Annotated in this window: 18 protein-coding genes; 7 read left to right on the top strand and 11 right to left on the bottom strand. The window is 65.4% G+C overall.

What is annotated here, in order from left to right; all coding sequences use genetic code 11:
- Positions 1-2 precede the first annotated feature (2 nt).
- The 5 genes from ON38_RS30650 to ON38_RS30630 are packed head-to-tail and all read right to left on the bottom strand — an operon-like array spanning position 3 to position 4884.
- Positions 3-881, bottom strand: coding sequence for a 3-hydroxyacyl-CoA dehydrogenase family protein (locus tag ON38_RS30650; protein ID WP_039828596.1), 879 nt, complete (start codon positions 879-881; stop codon positions 3-5).
- A 16-nt stretch (positions 882-897) separates the two neighbouring features.
- Positions 898-1650 carry an SDR family NAD(P)-dependent oxidoreductase gene (locus ON38_RS30645; RefSeq protein WP_039828594.1) on the bottom strand — a complete coding sequence of 251 codons (753 nt, stop codon included), beginning with the start codon at positions 1648-1650 and terminating at the stop codon, positions 898-900.
- Positions 1647-2870, bottom strand: a complete 1224-nt coding sequence (locus tag ON38_RS30640) for an acyl-CoA dehydrogenase family protein (protein ID WP_039828592.1) — start codon at positions 2868-2870, stop codon at positions 1647-1649. The genes ON38_RS30645 and ON38_RS30640 overlap by 4 nt, the downstream gene beginning before the upstream one ends.
- Positions 2867-3658, bottom strand: coding sequence for an enoyl-CoA hydratase/isomerase family protein (locus tag ON38_RS30635; protein ID WP_039828590.1), 792 nt, complete (start codon positions 3656-3658; stop codon positions 2867-2869). The genes ON38_RS30640 and ON38_RS30635 overlap by 4 nt, the downstream gene beginning before the upstream one ends.
- On the bottom strand, positions 3655-4884 hold the full coding sequence (locus tag ON38_RS30630; RefSeq protein ID WP_039828589.1) for a CaiB/BaiF CoA transferase family protein: 1230 nt from the start codon (positions 4882-4884) through the stop codon (positions 3655-3657). Before ON38_RS30630 ends, ON38_RS30635 begins: the two co-directional genes overlap by 4 nt.
- A 700-nt stretch (positions 4885-5584) precedes the next feature.
- Between ON38_RS30630 and ON38_RS30625 the strand changes: the two genes are divergently transcribed.
- Positions 5585-6394: a FadR/GntR family transcriptional regulator gene (locus ON38_RS30625; protein WP_083873239.1), complete on the top strand. Its 810-nt coding sequence runs from the start codon at positions 5585-5587 to the stop codon at positions 6392-6394.
- Positions 6395-6982: 588 nt separating this feature from the next.
- Here ON38_RS30625 and ON38_RS30615 read toward each other — a convergent pair.
- The gene (locus ON38_RS30615; protein WP_083873233.1) at positions 6983-9571 is read right to left on the bottom strand and encodes an ATP-binding protein; all 2589 of its coding nucleotides are present in this window, start codon (positions 9569-9571) and stop codon (positions 6983-6985) included.
- 111 nt (positions 9572-9682) lie between these two features.
- On the opposite strand from ON38_RS30615, the gene ON38_RS30610 reads away from it, so the two are divergent.
- Both ON38_RS30610 and ON38_RS34510 read left to right on the top strand, forming a co-directional pair.
- Positions 9683-10495 carry a methyltransferase domain-containing protein gene (locus ON38_RS30610; protein ID WP_051165502.1) on the top strand — a complete coding sequence of 271 codons (813 nt, stop codon included), beginning with the start codon at positions 9683-9685 and terminating at the stop codon, positions 10493-10495.
- A 755-nt stretch (positions 10496-11250) separates the two neighbouring features.
- Complete coding sequence (locus ON38_RS34510; protein ID WP_157182014.1) at positions 11251-11796, top strand: hypothetical protein; 546 nt, start codon at positions 11251-11253, stop codon at positions 11794-11796.
- 75 nt (positions 11797-11871) lie between these two features.
- Here the strand turns inward: ON38_RS34510 and ON38_RS30600 are convergent, their stop codons facing one another.
- Positions 11872-12558: an isochorismatase family protein gene (locus ON38_RS30600; RefSeq protein ID WP_039828583.1), complete on the bottom strand. Its 687-nt coding sequence runs from the start codon at positions 12556-12558 to the stop codon at positions 11872-11874.
- Between the two features lie 366 nt (positions 12559-12924).
- Here ON38_RS30600 and ON38_RS30595 point away from each other — a divergent pair, with 366 nt between their 5' ends.
- A complete protein-coding gene (locus ON38_RS30595) occupies positions 12925-13725 on the top strand; it encodes an SDR family NAD(P)-dependent oxidoreductase (protein ID WP_051165500.1) in 801 nt (266 codons plus the stop codon).
- Positions 13726-13758: 33 nt separating this feature from the next.
- Here ON38_RS30595 and ON38_RS30590 read toward each other — a convergent pair whose 3' ends face one another.
- On the bottom strand, positions 13759-14925 hold the full coding sequence (locus ON38_RS30590; RefSeq protein WP_245564434.1) for an MmgE/PrpD family protein: 1167 nt from the start codon (positions 14923-14925) through the stop codon (positions 13759-13761).
- 122 nt (positions 14926-15047) lie between these two features.
- Positions 15048-15947 (bottom strand): NAD(P)-dependent oxidoreductase, encoded by a 900-nt coding sequence (locus ON38_RS30585; RefSeq protein WP_039828581.1) that lies wholly within the window; start codon positions 15945-15947, stop codon positions 15048-15050.
- Positions 15948-16600: 653 nt separating this feature from the next.
- Here ON38_RS30585 and ON38_RS30580 point away from each other — a divergent pair.
- A complete protein-coding gene (locus ON38_RS30580; RefSeq protein WP_083873232.1) occupies positions 16601-17947 on the top strand; it encodes an MFS transporter in 1347 nt (448 codons plus the stop codon).
- 362 nt (positions 17948-18309) lie between these two features.
- Positions 18310-18630 carry a hypothetical protein gene (locus ON38_RS30575; protein ID WP_157182013.1) on the top strand — a complete coding sequence of 107 codons (321 nt, stop codon included), beginning with the start codon at positions 18310-18312 and terminating at the stop codon, positions 18628-18630.
- 294 nt (positions 18631-18924) lie between these two features.
- Here ON38_RS30575 and ON38_RS30570 read toward each other — a convergent pair whose 3' ends face one another.
- Both ON38_RS30570 and ON38_RS30565 read right to left on the bottom strand, forming a co-directional pair.
- Positions 18925-19836, bottom strand: coding sequence for a D-alanyl-D-alanine carboxypeptidase family protein (locus ON38_RS30570; RefSeq protein WP_039828662.1), 912 nt, complete (start codon positions 19834-19836; stop codon positions 18925-18927).
- Positions 19837-19944: 108 nt separating this feature from the next.
- Positions 19945-20310, bottom strand: a complete 366-nt coding sequence (locus ON38_RS30565) for a hypothetical protein (protein ID WP_157182012.1) — start codon at positions 20308-20310, stop codon at positions 19945-19947.
- A gap of 175 nt (positions 20311-20485) precedes the next feature.
- Here ON38_RS30565 and ON38_RS37235 point away from each other — a divergent pair.
- On the top strand, positions 20486-20706 hold a 221-nt coding region (locus ON38_RS37235; RefSeq protein WP_039828576.1), incomplete at its 3' end, for a hypothetical protein.

The following is a 20706-nucleotide window of genomic DNA, read 5'->3' as shown; positions in this document are numbered from 1 at the left end:
CCTCAGGACCCGAACAGCCGGGTGTCGTCGTAGGTGTAGAAACCGCGGCCGGTTTTGCGTCCCAGATCCCCGGCGGCGACCATGCGCTCGACCATCGGTGGGGGGAAGAACTTCGGGTCGCGCAGTTGCTCGTAGAGACGGGTCGCGACCTGCTGATGGATATCCATCCCGACTATGTCGAGCAGCCGGAACGGTCCCATCGGGTGCCCGAGCGAACCGAGTACGGCGGCATCGATCACTTCTTTGGTGGCGACGCCCGCTTCCAGGGCACGGATGCAGGAGTTCTCCCACGGGATCAGGAACCGGTTGACGATGAATCCCGGACGGTCCTTGGTGACCACACCGGTCTTACCCAGCGACCCCAGGAATTCGACGGTCGCCTTGTGGGCCCAGTCGGCGGTATGGCGGCCGTCGGCCACCTCGACGAGCTTCATCAGCGGCGCCGGATTGCAATAGTGGGTGCCGACCACCCGCTCCGGACGCCGCGAACCCGACGCGATCCCGGTGACCGACAGGGTCGACGTATTCGTGTGGAAGAGCGTCGAATCGGCGACGATCTCGTCGAGCCGGCCGAAGAGATCCTTCTTCACCGCCAGGTCCTCGAACACGGCCTCGACCACCACATCGCAGGGCGCGAGGTCGGTGAGATCGGTGGTCCCGGTGAGCGCGTCCTTGGCGGCCCGGCCCGCGTCCGGGTCCAGCTTGCCCAGCTGCACGCTCTTGTCGAAGAAGCCGTGCACGGTATCGATCCCCCGCCGTAGGTTCGCTTCCTCGATGTCGAACAGTACGGTCCGATATCCCGCCCGGGCCATCACGATCGCGATTCCCGAACCCATCGTGCCGGCGCCGAGCACGGCGACAGTTCTGCTCTCGTTGCTCACTTGGTTCTCCTGAATCTCAGCGGATGCTCTGGCCGCCGTCGAGGACGATGACCTCACCGGTCATGAAGTTCGAGTCGCTGCCGGCGAGCAGCAGCAGCCAGGGCCGGATCTCGTCGGGTTCACCCATCCGGCGCGCCGGAATGGCCCGTACGACACGGGCCATGGCCTCGGCGTCGTCGCGGAGTTCGGCGTTCAACGGAGTGGCGAAGTAGCCCGGGGCGATGGCGTTGACCTGGATACCGTGCCGGGCCCACTCGATGGCCATCGAACGGGTGAAAGCGATAACGCCCGCCTTGGACGCCGAATACGCCGCATGGTTCGCGACACCCTGCAGGGCGAAGTTGGACGCGATATTGATGACCTTGCCCCCGCCTTGGGCGATGAGGTGCGGACCGACCGCGCGCGTGGCCAGGTAGGTGCCGCGCAGATTCGTCGCGATCACCCGGTCCCATTCGTCGGCGGGCTGGTCCACCAGCGGGGTGGAGGCGACGATCCCGGAGTTGTTCACCAGAATGTCCACCCGGCCGAAGGTGTCGAGGGTGGCCTGCACCATCCGCCGGACCGACTGCTCGTCGGTGATATCGGTCGGGCAGGCCAGCGCCCGGCCCTCGGCGCCACGGACCCCGGCGACGAAAGTGTCCAGCTCGGCGGCCGTCCGGGAGGCGACCGCGACGGCGGCACCCGCCTCCGCGAGGGCGTAGGCCATGGACCGGCCGAGACCGCGGCCGGCGCCGGTGACGATCGCGACCTTTCCGTCCAGCGAAATCATCGAAACTCCTTCATCGCGCGGGTGGTCTCGCGGCCGATGAGCAGCCGCTGGATTTCATTGGTGCCGTCGTAGATCTGGGTGACCTTCGCGTCGCGCAGGCAGCGCTCGACACCGAGGTCGGCGAGATCGCCGTAGGGGCCGAGGATCCGGGCCGCCTCCACCGATGCCTGGAAGCCGAGGTCGGTGCAGACCTGCTTCATGACCCCGATCTGCCCGGGTGTCACCTGCGGGTTCGTATCGACCTGGCGCGCCACGGCGTGCAACAGCAGGCGCCCCTGCAGGATCCGGCCGCGCAGATCGGCGAGCGCGAAGGTGTGCTCGTCGGCGATCCGGTGGCCGTACAACGCGGTCAGCGCGGCCAGAGTCCGGGCGTACGCGGCGCGGGCCAGGCCCACCCCCTGGGCGGCGGCGCTGATCCGGGATTTCACCACCGAATTCATCACCACCGACCAGCCCCGCCCCTCGTCGCCGAGCAGATTCGCGCGCGGCACCGCGACCCGGTCGAAGAAGAGTTCGGCGGTACTCGAACCGTGCATGCCCATCTTGTGGAAGGGCTGCCCGCGACCCACGCCGTCCCAGCCGCCTTCGACCACGAAGGCGGTGATCCCGTCGCGGCCGCGGGTCCGGTCGACGGTGGCGAAGCAGATGATCACGTCGGCGCGATCACCGGTGGTGATGAAGGTCTTCTGCCCGGTCACCGTCCAGCCGTCGGCGGTGGGGACGGCGGTGGTGGTCAGACCCGAGACATCCGAGCCCGCGCCCGGCTCGGTGATACCGAGCGAGCCGTACCGGGAACCATCCAGCAGGCCAGGTATGTAGCGCTGCTGGAGCTCGTCGCCGCCTGCGATCAGAATCGGGTACGCCGCGTGCGTCTGGGTCATGAACACCAGGCTGGTCGCGGCGCAACCGGCCGTGATCTCCTCCATCGCCGCGGCATAGGCGACATTGCTGTCGCCGCTACCGCCGAGGCGTTCGGGAAAGACCAGCCCGCAGAGCCCGGCCCGGGCCAGCGCCTGCACACTCTCGTGGGCGAAGGTGTGAGTCGCGTCCAGTTCGGCCGCCCGCGGCGCGACCTCGTGCGCCACCACCTCGCGGGCCGTCGCGCGGACCTCGCGTTCCCGCTCGGTCAGCGCGGCGTCGGCGGCCGGTTCATCGAGCAGCTCGTGCAGTGCCAGGTACGCCTCGGGATCGGTGTCCATCTCGAGGAGCCCGGTGCTCATGAGCCGGCCTCCAGGTCAGCGAACCGGGCCGGCCGGCGCTCGAGAAAAGCACCGATGCCCTCGGTCGATTCATTTCCCGCCACGGCCAGGGCCGCCAGTCCCGTTTCGACCGCGAGGCCGGTCTCGAGCGGGGCGTCGCGGCCGACGTCCAGGGCGTGCAGGATCGCACGCACAGCGACGGGGCCCTGCGCCGCGATCTTCTCGGCGATTCCCACGGCCGTCGGCAGCAATTCCTCCGGCGGCACCGGCGCAACCGGGGTCAGCCCGAGTTCGTAGGCGCGGCCGGCATCGAGCCGGGTCCCGGTGAGCATCAGATGCGCGGCGGCGCGCGCCCCGATGGCACGGGGAAGACGCTGTGTCCCCCCGTACCCGGGAATGAGCCCGAGCCCGGACTCCGGCAGCCCGAGTGCCGCCCGGGTGGACAGCACCGGGAAGGTCGAGACGAGCACCAGTTCGAACCCGCCGCCCAGCGCCAGACCGTCGACCGCGGCGATCACCGGGATCGGCAGCTGTTCCAGCGTCCGGAACGCCCGCTGGCCCGCGGTCATCATCTCCCGCGCCCGATCGGGTCCCATATCCGCGAGCTCTTTCAGATCCGCACCGGCACTGAACGCCTTCTCGCCCGAACCGGTGAGCACGACCGCACGTATACCCGGGTCCGCGGCCACCTCGGTCGCCGCCGCGACCAGCGCGTCGATCACCGCGGCGTCGAGCGCGTTGAACGCCTCGGGCCGGTTGATGGTCAGTGTCGTGACGTGACCGGATGTTTCGCGCAGCAGCACCGTCACGACACGGCCTCCGCCCGTTCGGCACGGGGCGCTCCGACCGCGCCGGTCTCCAGCAGCACGGCCACGGCGTCGCGGGCATAACCGAGGTCGAGCAGGATCTCGCGGGTGTGCTCCCCCAAATCCGGGAACCGCTCGTTGCGGGGTGCCAGGGAGGCGAGCCGGAACGGGCTGTGCACACTCACCAGCTCGCCGCCCGACCCGGGGACCGGCATCAGCGCACCGCGCGCCCGGACCTGCGGGTCGCGCACCACCTCCGACAGCGACTGCACGGGGGCGGCGGGCACCTCGATCTCGCCGAAGATCCGCAGCCACTCCGCGGCGGTCCGGGTGGCGATCCGCTCGGCGACGACACGGGTGATCCGTGGCCGGTGGGCACGACGTCCGGCATTGTCGGCGAGATCCGGGTCCGCGGCGAGGTCGGGCAGGTCCACCGCCGCGCAGAAGCGCTGCCACATCGCGTCGTTGCCGATCGCCACCACCAGACTCCGGTCGGAGGCCGCGAAGGACTGGTATACCGCGAGTACCGAATCGGTCCCGCCGCTGGGCGCGGGCTCCGGCTCGCCGGCGTGGTACGCCGCGATCCGGGGCGCCATGAGCGCGAGATCGGTATCGAGCAGCGAGACATCGATCAGCTCGCCTTCGCCCGTGCGCGCCTGCCGCACCAGAGCCGCGTTGATCGCGACCGCGGCGCACATGCCGGTTACCACGTCCGACAGCGCCGTCGAGACGCGTTGCGGGCTGCGCCCGGCCTCACCGGTGACCGACATCAGTCCCGAACGCGCCTGGGCCACCAAGTCGTAGCCGGGCAGACCGCTGTCCGGGCCGTCCAATCCGAATCCCGACATGGCGCAGTAGATCAGCCGGGAGTTGCGCGAGCGAAGTGAGTCACCGTCGATTCCTATACCGACCAGTTTGGCAGGATTCATGTTCTGCATGAACACGTCGGCGGTATCCAGCAGGCGCAGCAGCACCTCCCGCCCCGTTTCCGTGCGCAGGTCCAGGACGATCGACTTCTTGTTCCTGTTGGCCGAGGCGAACCAGGCCGACGCCCCGTCGACGAAGGGCGGGCCCCAGTCCCGTGCGTCGTCGCCGTGCCCGGGACGCTCGACCTTGACCACCGTGGCGCCGAGGTCGGCGAGGTACATGGCCGCGGTGGGCCCGGCGTACGACGTGGTCATATCGACCACCCGTAGGCCCGCCAGCGGTCCGCTGTTCTCGTCGGTCATTCCTTCACATCCTTCGGGTATCGGCTGGTCGGCATCGGGCCCGGAGGGGGCCTCCCGATCAGCGGACCGGCGAGCCGACGATGCGACATCACATGTCCGATGACGGCATCAGACTAAAGCAAAATAGACAGTGTGCGCAAGGTCCAACATTTACTGGCCATACCTTTGCGTTCGCTGCAACCACCGCGCCGAGAAGGCATGCGAGCAGCGCATACGCGGATGTCACATCATTCGCCACCACCGATCGACCCCCCGCTCACATGGTGACGCATAGCCGGATGCAAACCTCCGACATTTACATCGGCCGACGAAGGGCGCGTCAACGGCCGACGGCTCGAGCAGAAGACAATGGGACAATCCCGGCCATCCGACAGCGGGCGCTCGCCTCCTTCGCCCCGTGCAACGCCACCGAACCCGAGAACTACCTCGATACCGCCCCGGAGTCGGTCGCGAGAAGGTGCGCCACACACACGCCCAACCCCCGTGCGATCAAACCCCGGCCGCACCGACGTGAGCGAAGAGGCTCCGATCGAGCACCCGACCCGCCCCGGAGAATAGGCCCATACGCGGCGAAAGCACTGCCGACCACACGCGGGGCTCGATCGATCGGGCGTATGCCGGGTTCATCTTCGACCACCCTGATCAATGTTCGACAATAACCGGGTATCGTGAACGTATGGTGCCAATGAACGGGAGTCGTGTGTCAGATCCGCAGACTTCGCGGCCGATGCGGACAATAGGTCAGAAGGTACTCCGCCCCCGCGAGCAGGTCGAAGACCGCATCCGCCAGATGGTCCTGTCGGGCGAGCTGAACAGTGGCGAGATGCTGCCGCCCGAAACTGCGCTTGCCAAGCAATTCAATGTCAGCAGGACGACCCTGCGAGAAGCTCTCAGGTCTCTGACGACGCAGGGATTGATCCACAAGATTCCAGGTGCACGCGGCGGCAACTTCGTGAGCTCGGTCGACCATCACTCTCTGGGAACTGTGGTCATCGATTCGCTGCACAACCTGCTCGAATTGGGCAGTATCGACTTCTCCGAGGTCGCTGAGATCCGACAGTATCTGGAGGTACCAGCAGCACGACTGGCGGCTGCCAACCGCACAGCGAAAGAGCTCGAACAAATGTACGAAGTGGTCGAACGGCAGAAGTCCGCTTCTGTCGAGGATCCCGACATTCCCAAGCTCGACGAGAAGTTCCACTCACTGATCGCTCAAGCTTCACGTAATCGTGTACTCGCCTCATTCGTCGCCGCTCTCCATCACGAGACCGAACCCGTTCACTATCTGGACCTTTCACCGGAGGTCGGGCGAGCGACGGTTCGGCACCACAAGGCAATTGTCGACGCCATCAGCGCGAAAGACCCGGATGCCGCCGAAGCGGCGATTGTGGAGCATCTGAGCTACCTTCGCGTACATCTCACGGGCCTCCACGATCCCGACCGGCCGGCTTCGCCCGATACGAGGCACGGACAGCCCGAACCGGCGACATCCGGCACCGAAAGCCGATAGCGCGCCGGCCCTCGATGGCGAAGATGCGGCCCTCTGGTGCGAGGCGATCCGCCGGGAAGACCATGACCCCACCGGGCGCCGTTGCCCGACCTCGACACACCCCGTTGTGCGCCGCAGGGGTCGTGATCATCCTGTCGTCGGTTTCCGCTCGCCGTCGACCACTCCTTTCGAAATTGGCCCTGCACCTGTTCTCGCCGGCACTTCGAATTCTCATCGACTAGGTACAGGCCTCACATCAGCGATGACAGGTGCGATTCCGCGATATCACCTACCTAGTCGAGATGTCGGCGCCGCGGGGCCGTGAGTGAGCCGAGAGGCGGTTCTTCCGGCGGCTCGAGGGCCATTACCATCTCGGCGCCGCGAACCCGTCCGATCTCGCACAGCGGATCGAATCGAGCACCCTCCGCATCATCGCCCGCCGACCCGGCCGACGACGCAGTGGGCATCACCAACGTCACGGCCTCTTCCATCCAGCGATCACGAACCTCGCACGCCTCGCGGTGGCATGCCGCGGGGTCCCGGTCGGGCGCATCGGAGGACAGCCGCATGGTCGACGGTGATCGCCATGAGGTGCGGACCGAGTGGCCCCTACCTGGTCTGGCGTGGCCTCCTCCCACTCTCCCGCCGAACCTGATCGAGCTTGTCCGCGGGCACCAGATCGACGATGTCTTGTCGTGAGGTGATCATCAATTTCCGGAAGATCGCGGCCATGTGCGCGTCGACCGTCCTGGAGGAATTGCCACGGCGAGCCGCGATCGCCGAGTTCGTCCATCCGGCCGCCGCAAGAATCGCGACCCGCTCTTCGGCTGCAGACAACTCGCCCCAATGGGAGGGTGCGCTCTTCCTTGCGGGATGATCCAGGGGCATGCTGTCGATGGAGACAGTACCCATAGCGAGTCGCTGCGCCTCGTGCAAGCGTGGTCGCAACAGGCGCCCTTGCCGCTCGGCGGCCACAAATGCCTCCTGCCCCAGGACGCGGCGGGCGATATCGGTCGCTTTCCCGGTTTCGTCACCGAAAGGAGCGAGGCCGATAGCGATTTTGAGCTCGCCCCTCAAGGTCGTGGCGCCGCCGGCGAGTTGAGCGATCTCGGTGGCCAGTGCCGTGAGTTCGGCTCTGCCCGTGCTTCCGGCCGCGATCACAGCGGCAAGGTTCCGTGCGAGTGCCCACATCACGATATGCACCGACATCGCGGCGCCCCATTGGTCGCGAAGAGGCAGCTGTTGCGCCAGGACTGCGCGCGCGAGCGCCAGCGCCTCGGCGTGGTCGCCGTGTCTGGTCAACGCGATCGCCCGAGCCGTCTCGGCCCATGTTCTCGCCCACCGCGCACCCGTCGCGCTGAGGCGATCGAGGTGACGTTGCGTGATCTCCAAGGCGACCGAAGCTGACCCGAGAAAACTTGCGGCCATCGCTTCGTCCAGTTCGCTCCTCGCCTCACCGGCTCGGTCACCGAGACTACGGTACTTCTCCCGGGCACGCGCCAACACGGTGATAGCTATCGGGTCTCGGTAACGGGTCATCAACTCGACTCCCCACACCGATTCCAGGGGTGCGGGAAGCCCCGTATCGATTTCCGGAGACGCGCGCCAGTCCCGCCGGCTCTCCGAATCTTCCAGACAGGCAGCAGCACATTCTTCGAGAAACTGCTCGGCGCACTCGTGAATACCTTGACACAGGGCGACCCATGCGATCAGCGCCATTGCCTCTATCCGGAGTTCGATCGCATCCCGACCCTCCGCGGGCGTGGACCGTAATGCGCGTTCACACCATGTCCGCAATTCACGGAGTGAGCCTTTGAAAATAGGTGCTCGAACGGATATCAAACCGGTACATATCCTCAAACCCACCGCAGGTTCGTCCGACACGCGACTTGTCTCTATTGCGAGGAGGATGTTGTCCCGCGCCGCATACCCCCAGTCCGGCAGTTCCTGATCCATGGGGCTGAACCAATTGCGCTGCGCTGCAACAACTTTATCTCGATAATATCGGCGGTGCCGGCCGATGAATTTTGCCGGTTCGTCGACGGCGTCGGTGGAGCGTCGTGCCAGCTGCTCCTCCGCGAACAACCGAATACTCTCGAGCAGGGAGTACCGCACCGTCTCGGGTGTAATGTGCAGGGTTACCAGACACTGGTCGATGAGCCGCTCTAGAAGCTTTTCGATCTCCTCGGCCACCAGAAATGGTATCGATTCTTCGCGCGCCGGTTCCCCTTCTGGAGACAAATCATCGGAGCAGACGATCCGAATGGCTTCCAAGTCGGTTCCGACATCATAGGAAGAACAAGTCCCATCTTCGGGATTGGTATCGTAACCGGCGGCGAAAACCGACATCCGATCCAGAAGTAACCGTTCTTTTTCCGAGCACAGGTCGTACGACCAGGCGATGACGTCGCGGACCCCCCGATGCCGCGGTTCCGCGCCCAATCGTGGCCCGTGGGACCAACGCATTCGCTTATCGGTTGCGCCACCGCTCAACTCATGCAGGATCATCGCCAATGGTTGCCGTAGCAGCCGTGCCGCAGCCAATCGTATATACAGGGGATGGTTGTGGACATGACGGCAGACCAGGCGCGCCATCGCGAGCTGTTCTCCGTCGTCGACAGAATGGCCGGTGAATTCGGCGCGCTGACGGAACAGCGCCAGAGCTTGTTGCCGGGTCAGCGGAGGAACTTCCACGACGTGCTCGTCGACCCAACCGATCGCCTCGCGACTAGTCGCCACGATTGTCAACTCGGCGACCGCCTCCAGCAAGTCCACAATAAAGCGGCCGACATCTTCCAGCACATGCTCACAGTTGTCCAATACCAGTATCGTCGGCATGGGATTTCCTGCCGGGCCGGGCTTGGTCAACGTATCGACTATTGCGTCCCAAGCCGATCGATCCGAGAAGTCGGTACCGGCAACGGCAGCGGCGGCCTCTTCCTCGACTGCCGCAGTGCCACACCCACGGGACAAACGTGCCAGCCGCACCCAATGCACCGTGATTTGTTTTGCTTTTCGGAATCGATTGACAGCCTCGGTCGCAAGTCGTGTCTTTCCGATCCCGCCCGAACCGACCAGGGTGACCAATCGGGCGGAACCCAGCAGGAGTGTGCTTATCCTGTCCAGCTCCGGACCACGACCAACAAAACCTTCGGTCGTGAACATCGGACGCGGAGAGTCTCGGCGTGTCGCCGACATGGCCGGTAGTATAGCCGAGCAGCATCGACCGCTACTCGATGGCAGTGCGCGATTACAGTCGGGGTTGTGCCGAGCGACCACCAAAGGTTCGATCCGGCCCTCTCATTCCATATGGATGCGAGGCCGATCAAACCTGCCGGTTCCGGGGCAGACCTGGACGGACCGGCGTCCTCGCTCATCGATATCCTCGACCTTCAAGCGGCAATACCAGGTGTCCGGCGGTTACGTCGGTGGGGGCACGAGATCTTGGCGGTCGGTTCCGGCGACCGGGTCTTGGATATAGGCGCCGGGACGGGCACCGAAGTGCTGGAACTCGCGGGCCGAGTGGGCCCGGACGGCGATGCGGTGGGTATCGATCCCAATCCCGCCATGGTGAACGTCGCGAAATCGCGCGCCGCTGCCGCCGGATCTCGCGCCCGTTTCGTCCCCGCCGACGCCTATCATCTGCCCTTTCCCGATGATTTCTTCGACGCGATCCGCTGCGAGCGCGTTTATCAGCATCTCGACCACCCCGGGACCGCCACAGCCGAGATCAGACGAGTTCTGCGGCCGGGAGGCGTCGCGCTGCTCATGGATAGCGACTGGGCCACCGCGATCGCGCATCCCGGCGATGCCGGCACCATCGCGCGCCTGATGACCGTCCTGTACACCTTCATTCCCCACCCCGAGTCGGGCCGATGCCTACGGGGCCTGCTCACTGCGGCCGGGTTCTCGATCGCGAGCACCGGCTCAGAGGCGCTGATCTGCGACCCGAGAACCGCACAAACATTGTTCGTGCCGGTGATCGAGCGAGCTCTCGCCGAGGGAGTGCTGACCCGAGACGAGTGGGTGGCTTTACTCGCGGAACTGAAGACCGGCATCGCCAGAGGCGATTACCATTTTTCCGTGACCATGTTCGCTGTGCTCGGCCACCGGCTGCCGTGAGAAGACCTTCTCGCCTGGATTATTTCCCCTCGAATACCCCGGCGATTGCCGGCGGCGTCGCCTCGGACCGCAGCGTCTTCGGCGCTGTACGAACTATCGTGTGATCGTCGTGCGCCCGGCCGATATCGACGACCTCCCGATCACTTCCGATGGCCACCCCCGGTAATCGCCCACGGTGTCCGTCCACGACCGCATCGGCTACGGATGCCGGTAGGTCTACCTACAGGTAGATGCTGTTCCCTGTCCGATCCCCGCAGCAGCAACCCAAGTGCGGTCCGCATCCGGCACCACCCAGGACGAACAGGATCAGCGCCCCGTCATCGCGAACAGCAAATCCGATAACGGCGGGGCCGACCGATCCGGACCGAACGCACATCACGAAGTCGCCGACCGAGCAGGTTCAGCGGCTGCTCGGGGTCGGCGATCAGGCACGGGAACTGCGCCAGGAGGTATCCGATGACCATCAACGCAGACGCCGCCCAGGCATGGGATACCCGGCGTTCGCCTCACGACCGGGCCGCGGTCGTTCGCCGGGACGCTGCTCGGTGCCCACGGCCGGTCGACACGTTACCGGCGAGAGGGTGTGTACGGTGACCGGAACCCACCGACCGATGGTGCGAATACGGGCCGTCGGCGCCGCAGGCAACCGCGAATCCTCTCACGCTGCAAGACTTGCAGGTCGTCAGCGAGGCTTTCGGTTTCGGAAGCGTGGCAGCTCTGGTCGCCAGTCTCCTCGACGCCCAGAACGATCGGCGGTGATGAAGGTGTGTACACATTTCGTTCCGCTTCATGTGCCGGCCACCACGCGGCCGCAGACACAACTGCTGTCCGCCGGGCAATTGCTCGACGCGGTCCAGGGCCACCCCGGCAACGACTCCGCCATCGCGAGATGGGCTTGTGCGCTAGGAGCCCTGTATAAGAAGTGGATCATCGATCCCCATAACGGTCACTGCATTCACGGGCAGATCGGTGAGGTGGTGGGCGCGATTGATGCGTGGATCAGCGGGCAGCTACCACGCCCGGTTCCCGGCTCTCCGCGAGGCACGGAGTCGATCGGAGGTGCGATCGCTCGCTTCGCCGAGGCATGGGCTTGCGCTGACTGGACTCTGTACAGCAACGACGATCCGGTGCAGCGCCATCGCGCATGGGATCACCTCGCCGAGATCAGCGAGGGCTATGACGACCTGGTGCGCCAAATCGCGCGTGGCTCAATCATCCTACCGAAATCATGGCCCGGCATCGGATGGCCAGGACTCGCATCGGCCGGTGAACAACACACGGACATACGGCATCACGGATGAACGCGGGCAGACTCCGCGGGTCCGCAATCGGCCGAACCGGCAGTAGGGACCTCATGCCCTACGAGACCCGGGTTCTCACAGGCCTCGTATGTACTCGATCGTGTCGTCGACTCCCACCACATCGGCGTATTTCATGTGCATATCGAAAAGATTCACCTGGTGAGATATCTGGCTCCGATCGGCAGCGCACTCATGGGGCACGATCACGTGGAAGTTGTACTGGAACGCGTCCAGCACCGTGGCGCGAACACATCCACTGGTCGTCATTCCGGTAACGATGGCGGTATCGCAACCCGCGTGCACGAGCTGAGAGGCGAGCGGTGTTCCGAAGAACCCACTGGGCTTACCTCCTTTGTTGATGACGATCTCGCCCGGCTGCGGTGCGAGTTCGTCCACGATGACGTCTCCCGGCGGCGTTCCCGCGGGCAGGGGTTCAGGAGTTGCGTTCAACTTCCACCGACCGCGTTCCGCGGGAAGTGGGCGGTGATCCGGATCGGCGTATGCCTTGGTGAAGAAAATCGGCAACCCCGCTCCACGGGCCACGGCGAGCAGCCTCGCGTTGGCATGGACCGCGGGAACTCCGGTCGCGCTCCAGCCTGTCGAGTACGTCGAGTCGACAAAAGCACGGGTCATGTCGACGACGAGGATCGCCGGCCGTGTTCCCGCCCGCAGTGGTCGGTCCTCCTGGGCGAATTCCCGACCGAAACTGGCCAGATCCGCCTCGGGAACAACGCCGGTCCAAGGTTTGGTCGCCGCGCTCATCTGTGCTCCTCGTGCTCATGCATCGGACTAACGGTGAATCGGAGAGACGACCGGACTCGGCGGCCGGGCAGGCGCTGCCGAGTCGCTACTCATGGTACGCATTCTCCAATATGTCGAACAATATACTTATGGATGTGTTCTGGTCAATAGGCTGGGCCGACAGCTTCACGCCGTGGAAACCTACTGCTATCCGCCTCCGAGAGGACCTGCCACAACTGCAACTGAAGCCGACACGGGCACCCGACTAGAATCCGAATACTGTCAGTGACAAGAGATTTTTGATCAGTTATGGTAATGTCCAACTTTCATCATCAACGGCTGGTCGTGACTGGCGGCCATGCATAGTGACGGCAGGAGTGTGCAGTGATGGACCCAGGGCTGGGCGGCAAGGTCTTCTTGGTTACCGGAGGTACCCGGGGTATAGGCCTGGCAACAACCCGCGTACTCCTGCAGGAAGGCGCCTATGTCCTCGTCGCGGCGCGGACCACGCATTCGATCGACCGGGCGCGCGCCGAACTCGCCGAATACCCGCGAGTCGATTTTGTCGAGGCCGACCTACGAAACGCGGACGGTGGCCGACACGCGGTCGCGGCCGCGGCCGAACGATTCGGACCGTTGGACGGCGTGGTCAACAATGCGTCGGGCTTCTCGATAGACCATGGGCACCCGGACCGGGAGGCGTGGCTGGAACTGTTCGAATTGAAGGTGCTCGGCTATGAAGCCGTAATTCAGGCGGCACTCGACCACCTGCGTGACGGTGGCAGCATCGTGAATATTTCCGGGATTGCCTCGATGCGGTACTGGCCACTGTCGCCGCATGTCAGCGCCATCAACTCGGCGGTGGAAGCACTGACCCGTCACTATGCGGCCGCGCTGGTCGACCGCCGGATCAGGGTCAATACGGTCGTTCCGGGAACTACCGCCACCGACCGCTACGAGGGACGGGTCGAGCGTGCCCGCGTGCAGGCCGGGGTGGATGCCGAGACCGCCAGGAAGCGGATCGACAGCACAGTGCCGCTGGGACGCCCGGTCGATCCGGCCGAGATCGCGGCCACGGTCGTCTTCCTTTCCTCACGATTGTCGGCGAGTACGACCGGAGCGACTGCCGTCGTCGACGGGGGCGCCGTTGTCGTTCCCGACTCGGCGCTGCCGTCCGCCGGTTCCTGATGAGGGGATGCCGCCGCGGCGTGGGCCCGGGCTTCACCGGGTAGCTCGCCACCGCTCGAGCAACCGTTCGACCTCGGTCTGCTCGAGAAGCGCCGCGGCGGCATCGCACAGGAAGGTTCCTTCCGCACCGAGGAGAGCGTGGCAGTGATCGGCAAAATCGCCGATCTGCCAGCCGCTGGTGTCTCCGTCGCCGGCCAGCGAGAACCTCCGCCCATCGGTCAGGGTCAGATCGATGCAGGCGGCCAGATCCGGCAAGGCCGGATTCCCCGTTACGCGGATGGGAACACGGCGAGCTCCGGATCCGACATACAGTTCGGGAAGGAACTGCTCGATGGCCGCGAGAGTGATGCCCTCGACGCTGGCTATCGATGTCGTCGAACCGCTTTGCTGGTTGCCGTATTCCGCGGCGAACGGCGCCACATCGACAACGATGCTCTCCGCGCTGCCAACGATCGAGGGCAGCGACCGGACCGCATCGAAGATCGATTGGCCGAACATCGCGACCGGGTACCGCTTGAATGTCACCCGGTGGATCGCGGGCGGTCGAGGCCGATATCGTTCTCGGGCTTCCAACAAGCCACCGAACAGCGCGTAGAACCCGTGTTCGGTTGTCAAAGCGTCGGCAGCCGAGCGCAGACCGGCGGTGGCGGCCAGCGCGGCGGTCACACCGGTCTGGACAGCCAGTGCGGGTTGTAGCCGCCAACCGTCTCCCTCGGTCGACACCACGCCGAGCGGACCGCCGGTACCGGCCGATGCCAGGCCCAGAGCCGAGCAGGCGACCTCGTCGGACAGTCTCAGCACCAGCGCCGCTGTGGCGGCGGCAGCCAGCGGTGCGATCACTGCGGTCACCCGCCATCCTCGTCGGGAGACCTCCGGCAACAGCCATTCCGCAAGCAAGCAGGCACATTCATAGCCTCCGACCACCGCTCGGAGCAGATGTTCACCATCCACTCTTCCCGATTCGGTGCGCAAGGCGTATTCGGCAGTGGCCAGCGCCACCGGGATCACGGCCGATCCGGGGTGCGCCGCCACCATGAAGGAGTCGTCGGTGAGCCGGGCGTGCATGAGATAAGCGTTGGCGGTAGCAGCGCCCGTGAGATGTGCGCCGTCATCCGAGCCGGTGACGGTGCACGCGCCGGGGGCCGCGGCGAGCACTCGGGCGGTCTCCTGATGTATCGGGTCGCGAGCAGACCCGGTCATATCGGCGATCCCGACCGCCAGACATCCGGCAGCACGCAGCAGCGTCGCCCCATCGGCCGATTCCGCGGTGCGGCAGATCGCGTGCCACAGCTGTTTGCCCGCGTCTGCGCACAGTGCGCGTGTCACCGCTCGTCCTCATCGGCCAATCCGGCCATACTCTCGTACATCGTGACGATACGAGTGCAGTCCTGCGCGCCGTATCCGGACTCGACGGCACGGCGCCAGCAGTCGACCACCGCCTGTCCGAGAGGCGTCTCGACACCCAGTTCCGCGGCGAACGCGGTGAAAAGGGATACGTCTTTGAGCGCTCCGTCCGCGGGAAACCCGAAGTCGAATTCCCCGCTCAGAACATGCCGCGGGAACTTCACCGAGGTGGCGGAGTTGCGGCCGGAGCCGGCATCGAGCGCACTGATCGCGACATCCATCGGAATCCCCGCGCGGCGCGCCAGCGCGGTGACCTCCGCGGTGGCCGCGAGCGCGCCGAGAGAAAGTACGTTGTTCGCTACTTTCATCACCTGCGCCTGCCCCACCTCGGAACCGATTCGTAGGATCTGCCTGCCGATAACCTCGAACACGGGTTCGCAGGCTCGCACCGGTTCGTCGGCTCCGGATACCAGAACAGTCAGCGAGCCTTCGCGCGCACCTACCACTCCTCCACTGACAGGTGCGTCGACAAAGGCCGATCCGGCCGCGGCCAGGCGGTCTGCGGCCTCACGCGATGCGGCCGGTCCAGTGGTGGAGGTGTTTATCACGATTGCCGGAGACCGGGTGTTCACCGAGGCGAGACGTGAGCTGACCTCCGACAGCACGCGAGGAGTCGGCAGGCTGAGCAAAGTGTAAGTCGTCGCGTCCACCAGCTCTGCGGCATCTTCGTGGATCACGGCCCGAGGATGGTCGCGGAACTCTGCGGTTCGCGCCGGAGCAGGGTCGACCAGATGAACTTCCCATCCACGTTCGATGAATCGCCACACCATCGGAGTCGCCATGGCGCCCACTCCGATGAATCCGAGGCTGCGCGTCATCGGCCCGCGCCTCGAGTCGAGGCATCCGGAAGTTCGGAAAGGTCGTCGGTCTGCATCATTTTCGACTCCATCGGAGGGGGTTCTTCTCATAGTGCTCTGCACTCCTCGGTCGCAACCGACAGACTTTTCGGCGCCCTCGAACAGCATCGAGTTGTAGTCGGTGTAGAGAGCGAGCTGCGCGACGGTGCTGCCCGGGCGCACCGGTCGGCATTCTCGGGTCCGATCGGCGCTTACCACCGCCGGAATTCACGCAGCCCGCGGGTGACAGTGAATAGACTCTAGGCTATTTGTCGGACGTTCGCCAGAGTGGGGATTTCCCGGCCCTGGTCCGATGCAGCACCGAGCGCTCGGCAACTTTTCGGCAGAGCGCGCCGGGCCACGCGGGCGTCACCGCCTCGAGCAGACACCACACCCTCGGCGATCCTGCACGAGACCGCTACGGGTGCGGCGACGGACAGGACCCACCCGAACACGCGCCACTCGTCGGCAAACCCGCGGAACCGCAACCACTCTCACAGGGCTACACGTCGACGCGCGGCGCACACCCAGCCGACAGGTCTAAAAGTTGGACCTTGTACATGTGTGTCTAATAACCTACTGTTGTGCAGTGCCACATAGTTGTGGCGCTAGTGACAGGGCAAGGAGAGCGCCGAATGGCCACTCAAGATTCACTTCCGAGCGTGTCGGTTCCGAAGGTCGCCTTCGCGAGTTTCATCGGAACGCTGATCGAGTTCTTCGACATGTTCATCTTCGGGACGGCCTCCGCGCTGGTCTTCAACAAGCTGTTCTTTCCGGATCTGGACCCCCTCTCGGGCACGCTCGCCTCATTCGCGGCCTTCGGCGTCGCATTCGTCGTGCGACCACTGGGCGGCGCGGTATTCGGGCATTTCGGTGACCGGATCGGCCGAAAAGCCATGCTGGTGGTCAGCCTGGTACTGATGGGTGGTGGAACAGCGGCAGTAGGGCTACTACCGACCTACGCCCAGATCGGAATCTGGGCGCCGATTCTCCTGGTCGTCACCCGCATGTTTCAAGGTCTGGCGATCGGCGGCGAATGGAGCGGTGCGGTCCTGATGGCGGTGGAACACTCCCCGCCGGGCAAACGGGCCTTCTACGGTAGCTGGCCGCTGTGCGGAGTGCCGGCGGGCCTTGTTCTCGCGACCTCCGCGTTCTACTTCGTGCAACTACTTCCCGACGAGAAAATGCTGAGCTGGGGATGGCGGCTCCCGTTCCTCTCCAGCGCAGTACTACTGCTCGTGGGCCTGTACATCAGGCTGCGCGTCACCGAGTCCCCCGCGTTCCGCGCGGTGCGCGACAAGCAGCAGGAATCGAGGTTCCCGGCGGTCGAGTTGCTGCGCACCGCCAAGGTTTCGACCTTGACCGCGATCATGGCCATGGCGGTGAACAGCGTCGTTTTCTACATAGCGACTGTCTTCGCCTTGAGCTACGGCGCCGATCAAGACGGTTTGACCAGGGGCTCGATGCTGGTCTCGATCATGATCGCGGCGCTGCTGCAGATCGCGGCATTGCCGGTGGCGGCAATCCTCGCCGATCGCCACGGACGGCGGCCGGTGTTACTCGCCGGATGTTTGATGGCGGCGGCTGCGGCTTTCCCGATCTTCTGGCTGATCGATACCGGGAATACCATCGCGGCAACAATTTCGATGATCATCGCGGTTTCGATCGTCCACTCGACCGCATACGCACCGATGGCGAGTTTCATCTCCGAGCTCTTCGAAACTCGACTCCGATTCAGCGGTTCCGCAATCGGCTATCAGGTCGGCTCGATGATCTGGAGCGGCCCGGTGCCGTTCGTGGCGGCAGCACTGTTCGCATGGTCCGGATCCAGTTGGCCGCTCTCGGTCTACATCATGATCGTCAGTCTGGTCTCTTTTGCCGCGATTTATCTCAGCCGCGAATCGTACCGCGATGACATCGCGAAGTCGGCGGATGCTTCACCAATCGATGTCCATGACACTGTTGCGGTGAGACAGCACTAGAGGTTACCGATGGCATACATGGTTTCCCGATCGACGGCCGAGCCGGAGACACACGGCCGGCCCGAATGGCACCGCATACGACTCGATGATCACGCCCACCCGATCTCGCTCGGCAATCTCGTCGAAAACCACGGCAAGGGGCACGCGCGAACCACAACCGCGACCGAGGCGCCACCTGCATACCACCGCGCGGGGTGCAGGCACGACCACCGAGCGGAGGAACAGTGATGTTCGAAAGCTGCCACAGTCCCCGTGATGTCGCCCATGTATACCGCAGCATGGGGTTCAAGGTGTCGAGCTCTTTCCAGCGGGTGGCTTTGATCGCATCCAGGTCGATCGGGGCGGTAGCAATGCCCGCGAGTATGGGTATCCAGGTGCGGCAGGTCGTCTCGCAAAGTGACGCGATCACCACGCTGCCGATCATCAGTTACCAGCGGGCCCACCGCGAATGGGTCTTTGTGGTGGGCCCACCGCGGGGAAACGAGACCCGCGCAGCAGCCGGCGCGGAACTCGGCGCCGCAGGCATTCGAATTCTGGAGTCCGGGGAGCGAGTGTGGCTGCCCATGACCGATCGGCCGATGGGATGGTACTGGGTCTCACCCCCGGTCAGCGCGAGAATACTGCCTTCGCGCGCCACAGTTATCGCGGCAGCCCAGCAGCTTCTCAGCCTCGAGTTTTCGTGAGGGCGACAGCTCAACTTTTGATCGGTTATAGGTAATTGTTCTGCTGGCCGGGGTAGCACCGACTGCCCCGACCAGCAGATCAGCTGCCGAGTTCCATTGTTCGGTCGGACACGAGCAGCGATCGGCAGCGATGCCGGGTGAACTCTTCGGTCTCCTCGGCACCACTCCCATGTACAAACCTCGCATAAAAGCCTATCGGCGGCATCGGCACACCGCCGCCGCTCGGGCTCCTCGAACCGCCCGGTGTCGAGGTCGCAATCCCCGCGGGAACGCCCCGTTCAGTCGAGCGCCCGGTCAGCCGACCGGTAGCCCGGCGAGGATCGGGACGAAACCCCAGTCCATGACGCGGACGGCGTCGGCCGCGGCGGCGGCGAGATCGTCGGGTGAGCTGTTCAGGACCACACCGATCAGTCGTTGCGCACCCCGGGAGGCTTCGAACAGCAGGCAGGTTCCGGCGGCGTTCGTGGACCCGGTCTTGATCCCGGTGGTGCCCGGGTAATCACGGAGCAGCCCGTTGGTGGTCTCCCAGACATGGTCCCGATTCGCGGGACCGGCGGGCAGGTGGTGCACCCGCGACCCGACGATCTCCCGGAAAACCGGATCGGCCATCGCGTGCCGACCCAGCCGCACCAGCTCCGCCGGGGTCGAGTACGTGGCGAAATCGTCGGGGGCCGGTAGGCCGCTGGGGTCGCTGAAATGCGTATTCGGCATTCCCAGCCGCTGCGCGGCCGCGTTCATCCTGGCGAGGAAAGCGTCCTGGCCCGGGCCGAACGCCTCGGCCAGGGCATAGGCGGCGTCGCACCCCGAGGGCAGCATCATCGCGTACAGCAGTTCGCGCGCGGTGAGCACCTCCCCGGGGGCCAGGCCCGCGGTACTTCCGCCGTAGGCGGCGGCATAGTCGACGGCGGCCCGCGGCACCGTGATCGGGCGCTCGAGATCGCCCGATTCGAGCACGACCACCGCCGTCATCACCTTGGTGATACTGGCGATCGGGACGCGGGTATCCGGCTGCCGCGACCACATGATCACGCCGGTACCGGCTTCCGCCAGCGCCGCCGCCGGAGCCCGTACTCCTTCCGGTTGCAGTGTCAGCGGGAACGGAAGCTGAGCCGAGCCGCCGGAAACCGGGGCGGCCGCGGCGGTGGGCGCGAAGACGACGAGTATTGCGGCGACGGCCGCCGTCAGTACACGGACATAGGTTCGCATCGCCATATTCTGGCGGCCGACCTCGTGGAACAGCGGGATTTGCGACCGGAGTCGCGGTCGCTCATCCCGGCGGCCGGGAGCGGGCGCCGGCCGTGGCAGGCGCGGCCGTCAGGCGTCCTGTCTGATCTCCGCGAAGCTCGCCCACTGGACTTCGGCGATATCGTTCGCCTCGTCGTTGAAGGTCGTATCGATCCACTCGATGATCTGATCCTCCACGTTCCGCAATACGGACTCCGGCACATCGGCCGGGGAGGTCATCTCGAGGGAGAAATAGGTGCGCTCACCCGGGTCCTGGCCGGGATGCTCCTCGGCCCAGTCCAGGTGCATCCGGTGCTCACCTTCGGCCTTCGGCGCCAGTTCTGTTCTCGCCTCGGCGAATTCGGGGAACTTCGCCAGTTCACCGGCCGCGGCCGAGCGCACGGAATCGGCTTGCGCGGGAAGGCAGTACAGCTGGACAACCAGATAGCTACTCACGCTACCGGCCACATCCTCTCGGTTGATCGCATGGCAGTGCCGCTCGTTCCGCGAAACGGGGATTCGCGGCCACGGCAGCATATCTCGGCATCGGCCCGCTGTCGGCGTCGGCTCGAGCGCCGGTCTGCCACCGGTCCCGCCAGCCGGTGAACCGCAACTCTGATCAGCCGGCGAGGTGACGCCCGGCGACCGGGCCCTCGAACTGGTCGGCGCCCTCGAAGGTCCGGCAGTCCCGGCCTCCCGCACGCGGCGATCGGCCCCGAATGGCGGATACAGCCGCGACCGTGCCACCACGGTATCGGCGGTCGATCTGCATCGCCGCGCCGGTGGCGGGCGGTTGCCCGCCCACGACCCCGGACGGCTACGGTCCGGCCCGATCCCCGCACCGGCCGGGCC

Origin of the sequence: Nocardia testacea NBRC 100365 (assembly GCF_000308775.1) — a bacterium.
GTDB lineage: Bacteria > Actinomycetota > Actinomycetes > Mycobacteriales > Mycobacteriaceae > Nocardia > Nocardia testacea.
Note: the sequence above shows the minus strand (reverse complement) of the source record. Positions and strands in the feature narration are given on the sequence as shown.

Excerpts from the sequence above, each read along its gene's own strand:
- ON38_RS30645 (WP_039828594.1), bottom strand. The coding sequence starts at position 1,650 with ATGATTTCGCTGGACGGAAAGGTCGCGATCGTCACCGGCGCCGGCCGC.
- ON38_RS30595 (WP_051165500.1), top strand. The coding sequence starts at position 12,925 with ATGGACCCAGGGCTGGGCGGCAAGGTCTTCTTGGTTACCGGAGGTACC.
- ON38_RS30640 (WP_039828592.1), bottom strand. The coding sequence starts at position 2,870 with ATGAGCACCGGGCTCCTCGAGATGGACACCGATCCCGAGGCGTACCTG.
- ON38_RS30630 (WP_039828589.1), bottom strand. The coding sequence starts at position 4,884 with ATGACCGACGAGAACAGCGGACCGCTGGCGGGCCTACGGGTGGTCGAT.
- ON38_RS30615 (WP_083873233.1), bottom strand. The coding sequence starts at position 9,571 with ATGTCGGCGACACGCCGAGACTCTCCGCGTCCGATGTTCACGACCGAA.
- ON38_RS30575 (WP_157182013.1), top strand. The coding sequence starts at position 18,310 with ATGGGTATCCAGGTGCGGCAGGTCGTCTCGCAAAGTGACGCGATCACC.
- ON38_RS30600 (WP_039828583.1), bottom strand. The coding sequence starts at position 12,558 with ATGAGCGCGGCGACCAAACCTTGGACCGGCGTTGTTCCCGAGGCGGAT.
- ON38_RS30570 (WP_039828662.1), bottom strand. The coding sequence starts at position 19,836 with ATGCGAACCTATGTCCGTGTACTGACGGCGGCCGTCGCCGCAATACTC.
- ON38_RS30590 (WP_245564434.1), bottom strand. The coding sequence starts at position 14,925 with ATGACCGGGTCTGCTCGCGACCCGATACATCAGGAGACCGCCCGAGTG.
- ON38_RS30610 (WP_051165502.1), top strand. The coding sequence starts at position 9,683 with ATGGATGCGAGGCCGATCAAACCTGCCGGTTCCGGGGCAGACCTGGAC.
- ON38_RS30580 (WP_083873232.1), top strand. The coding sequence starts at position 16,601 with ATGGCCACTCAAGATTCACTTCCGAGCGTGTCGGTTCCGAAGGTCGCC.
- ON38_RS30585 (WP_039828581.1), bottom strand. The coding sequence starts at position 15,947 with ATGACGCGCAGCCTCGGATTCATCGGAGTGGGCGCCATGGCGACTCCG.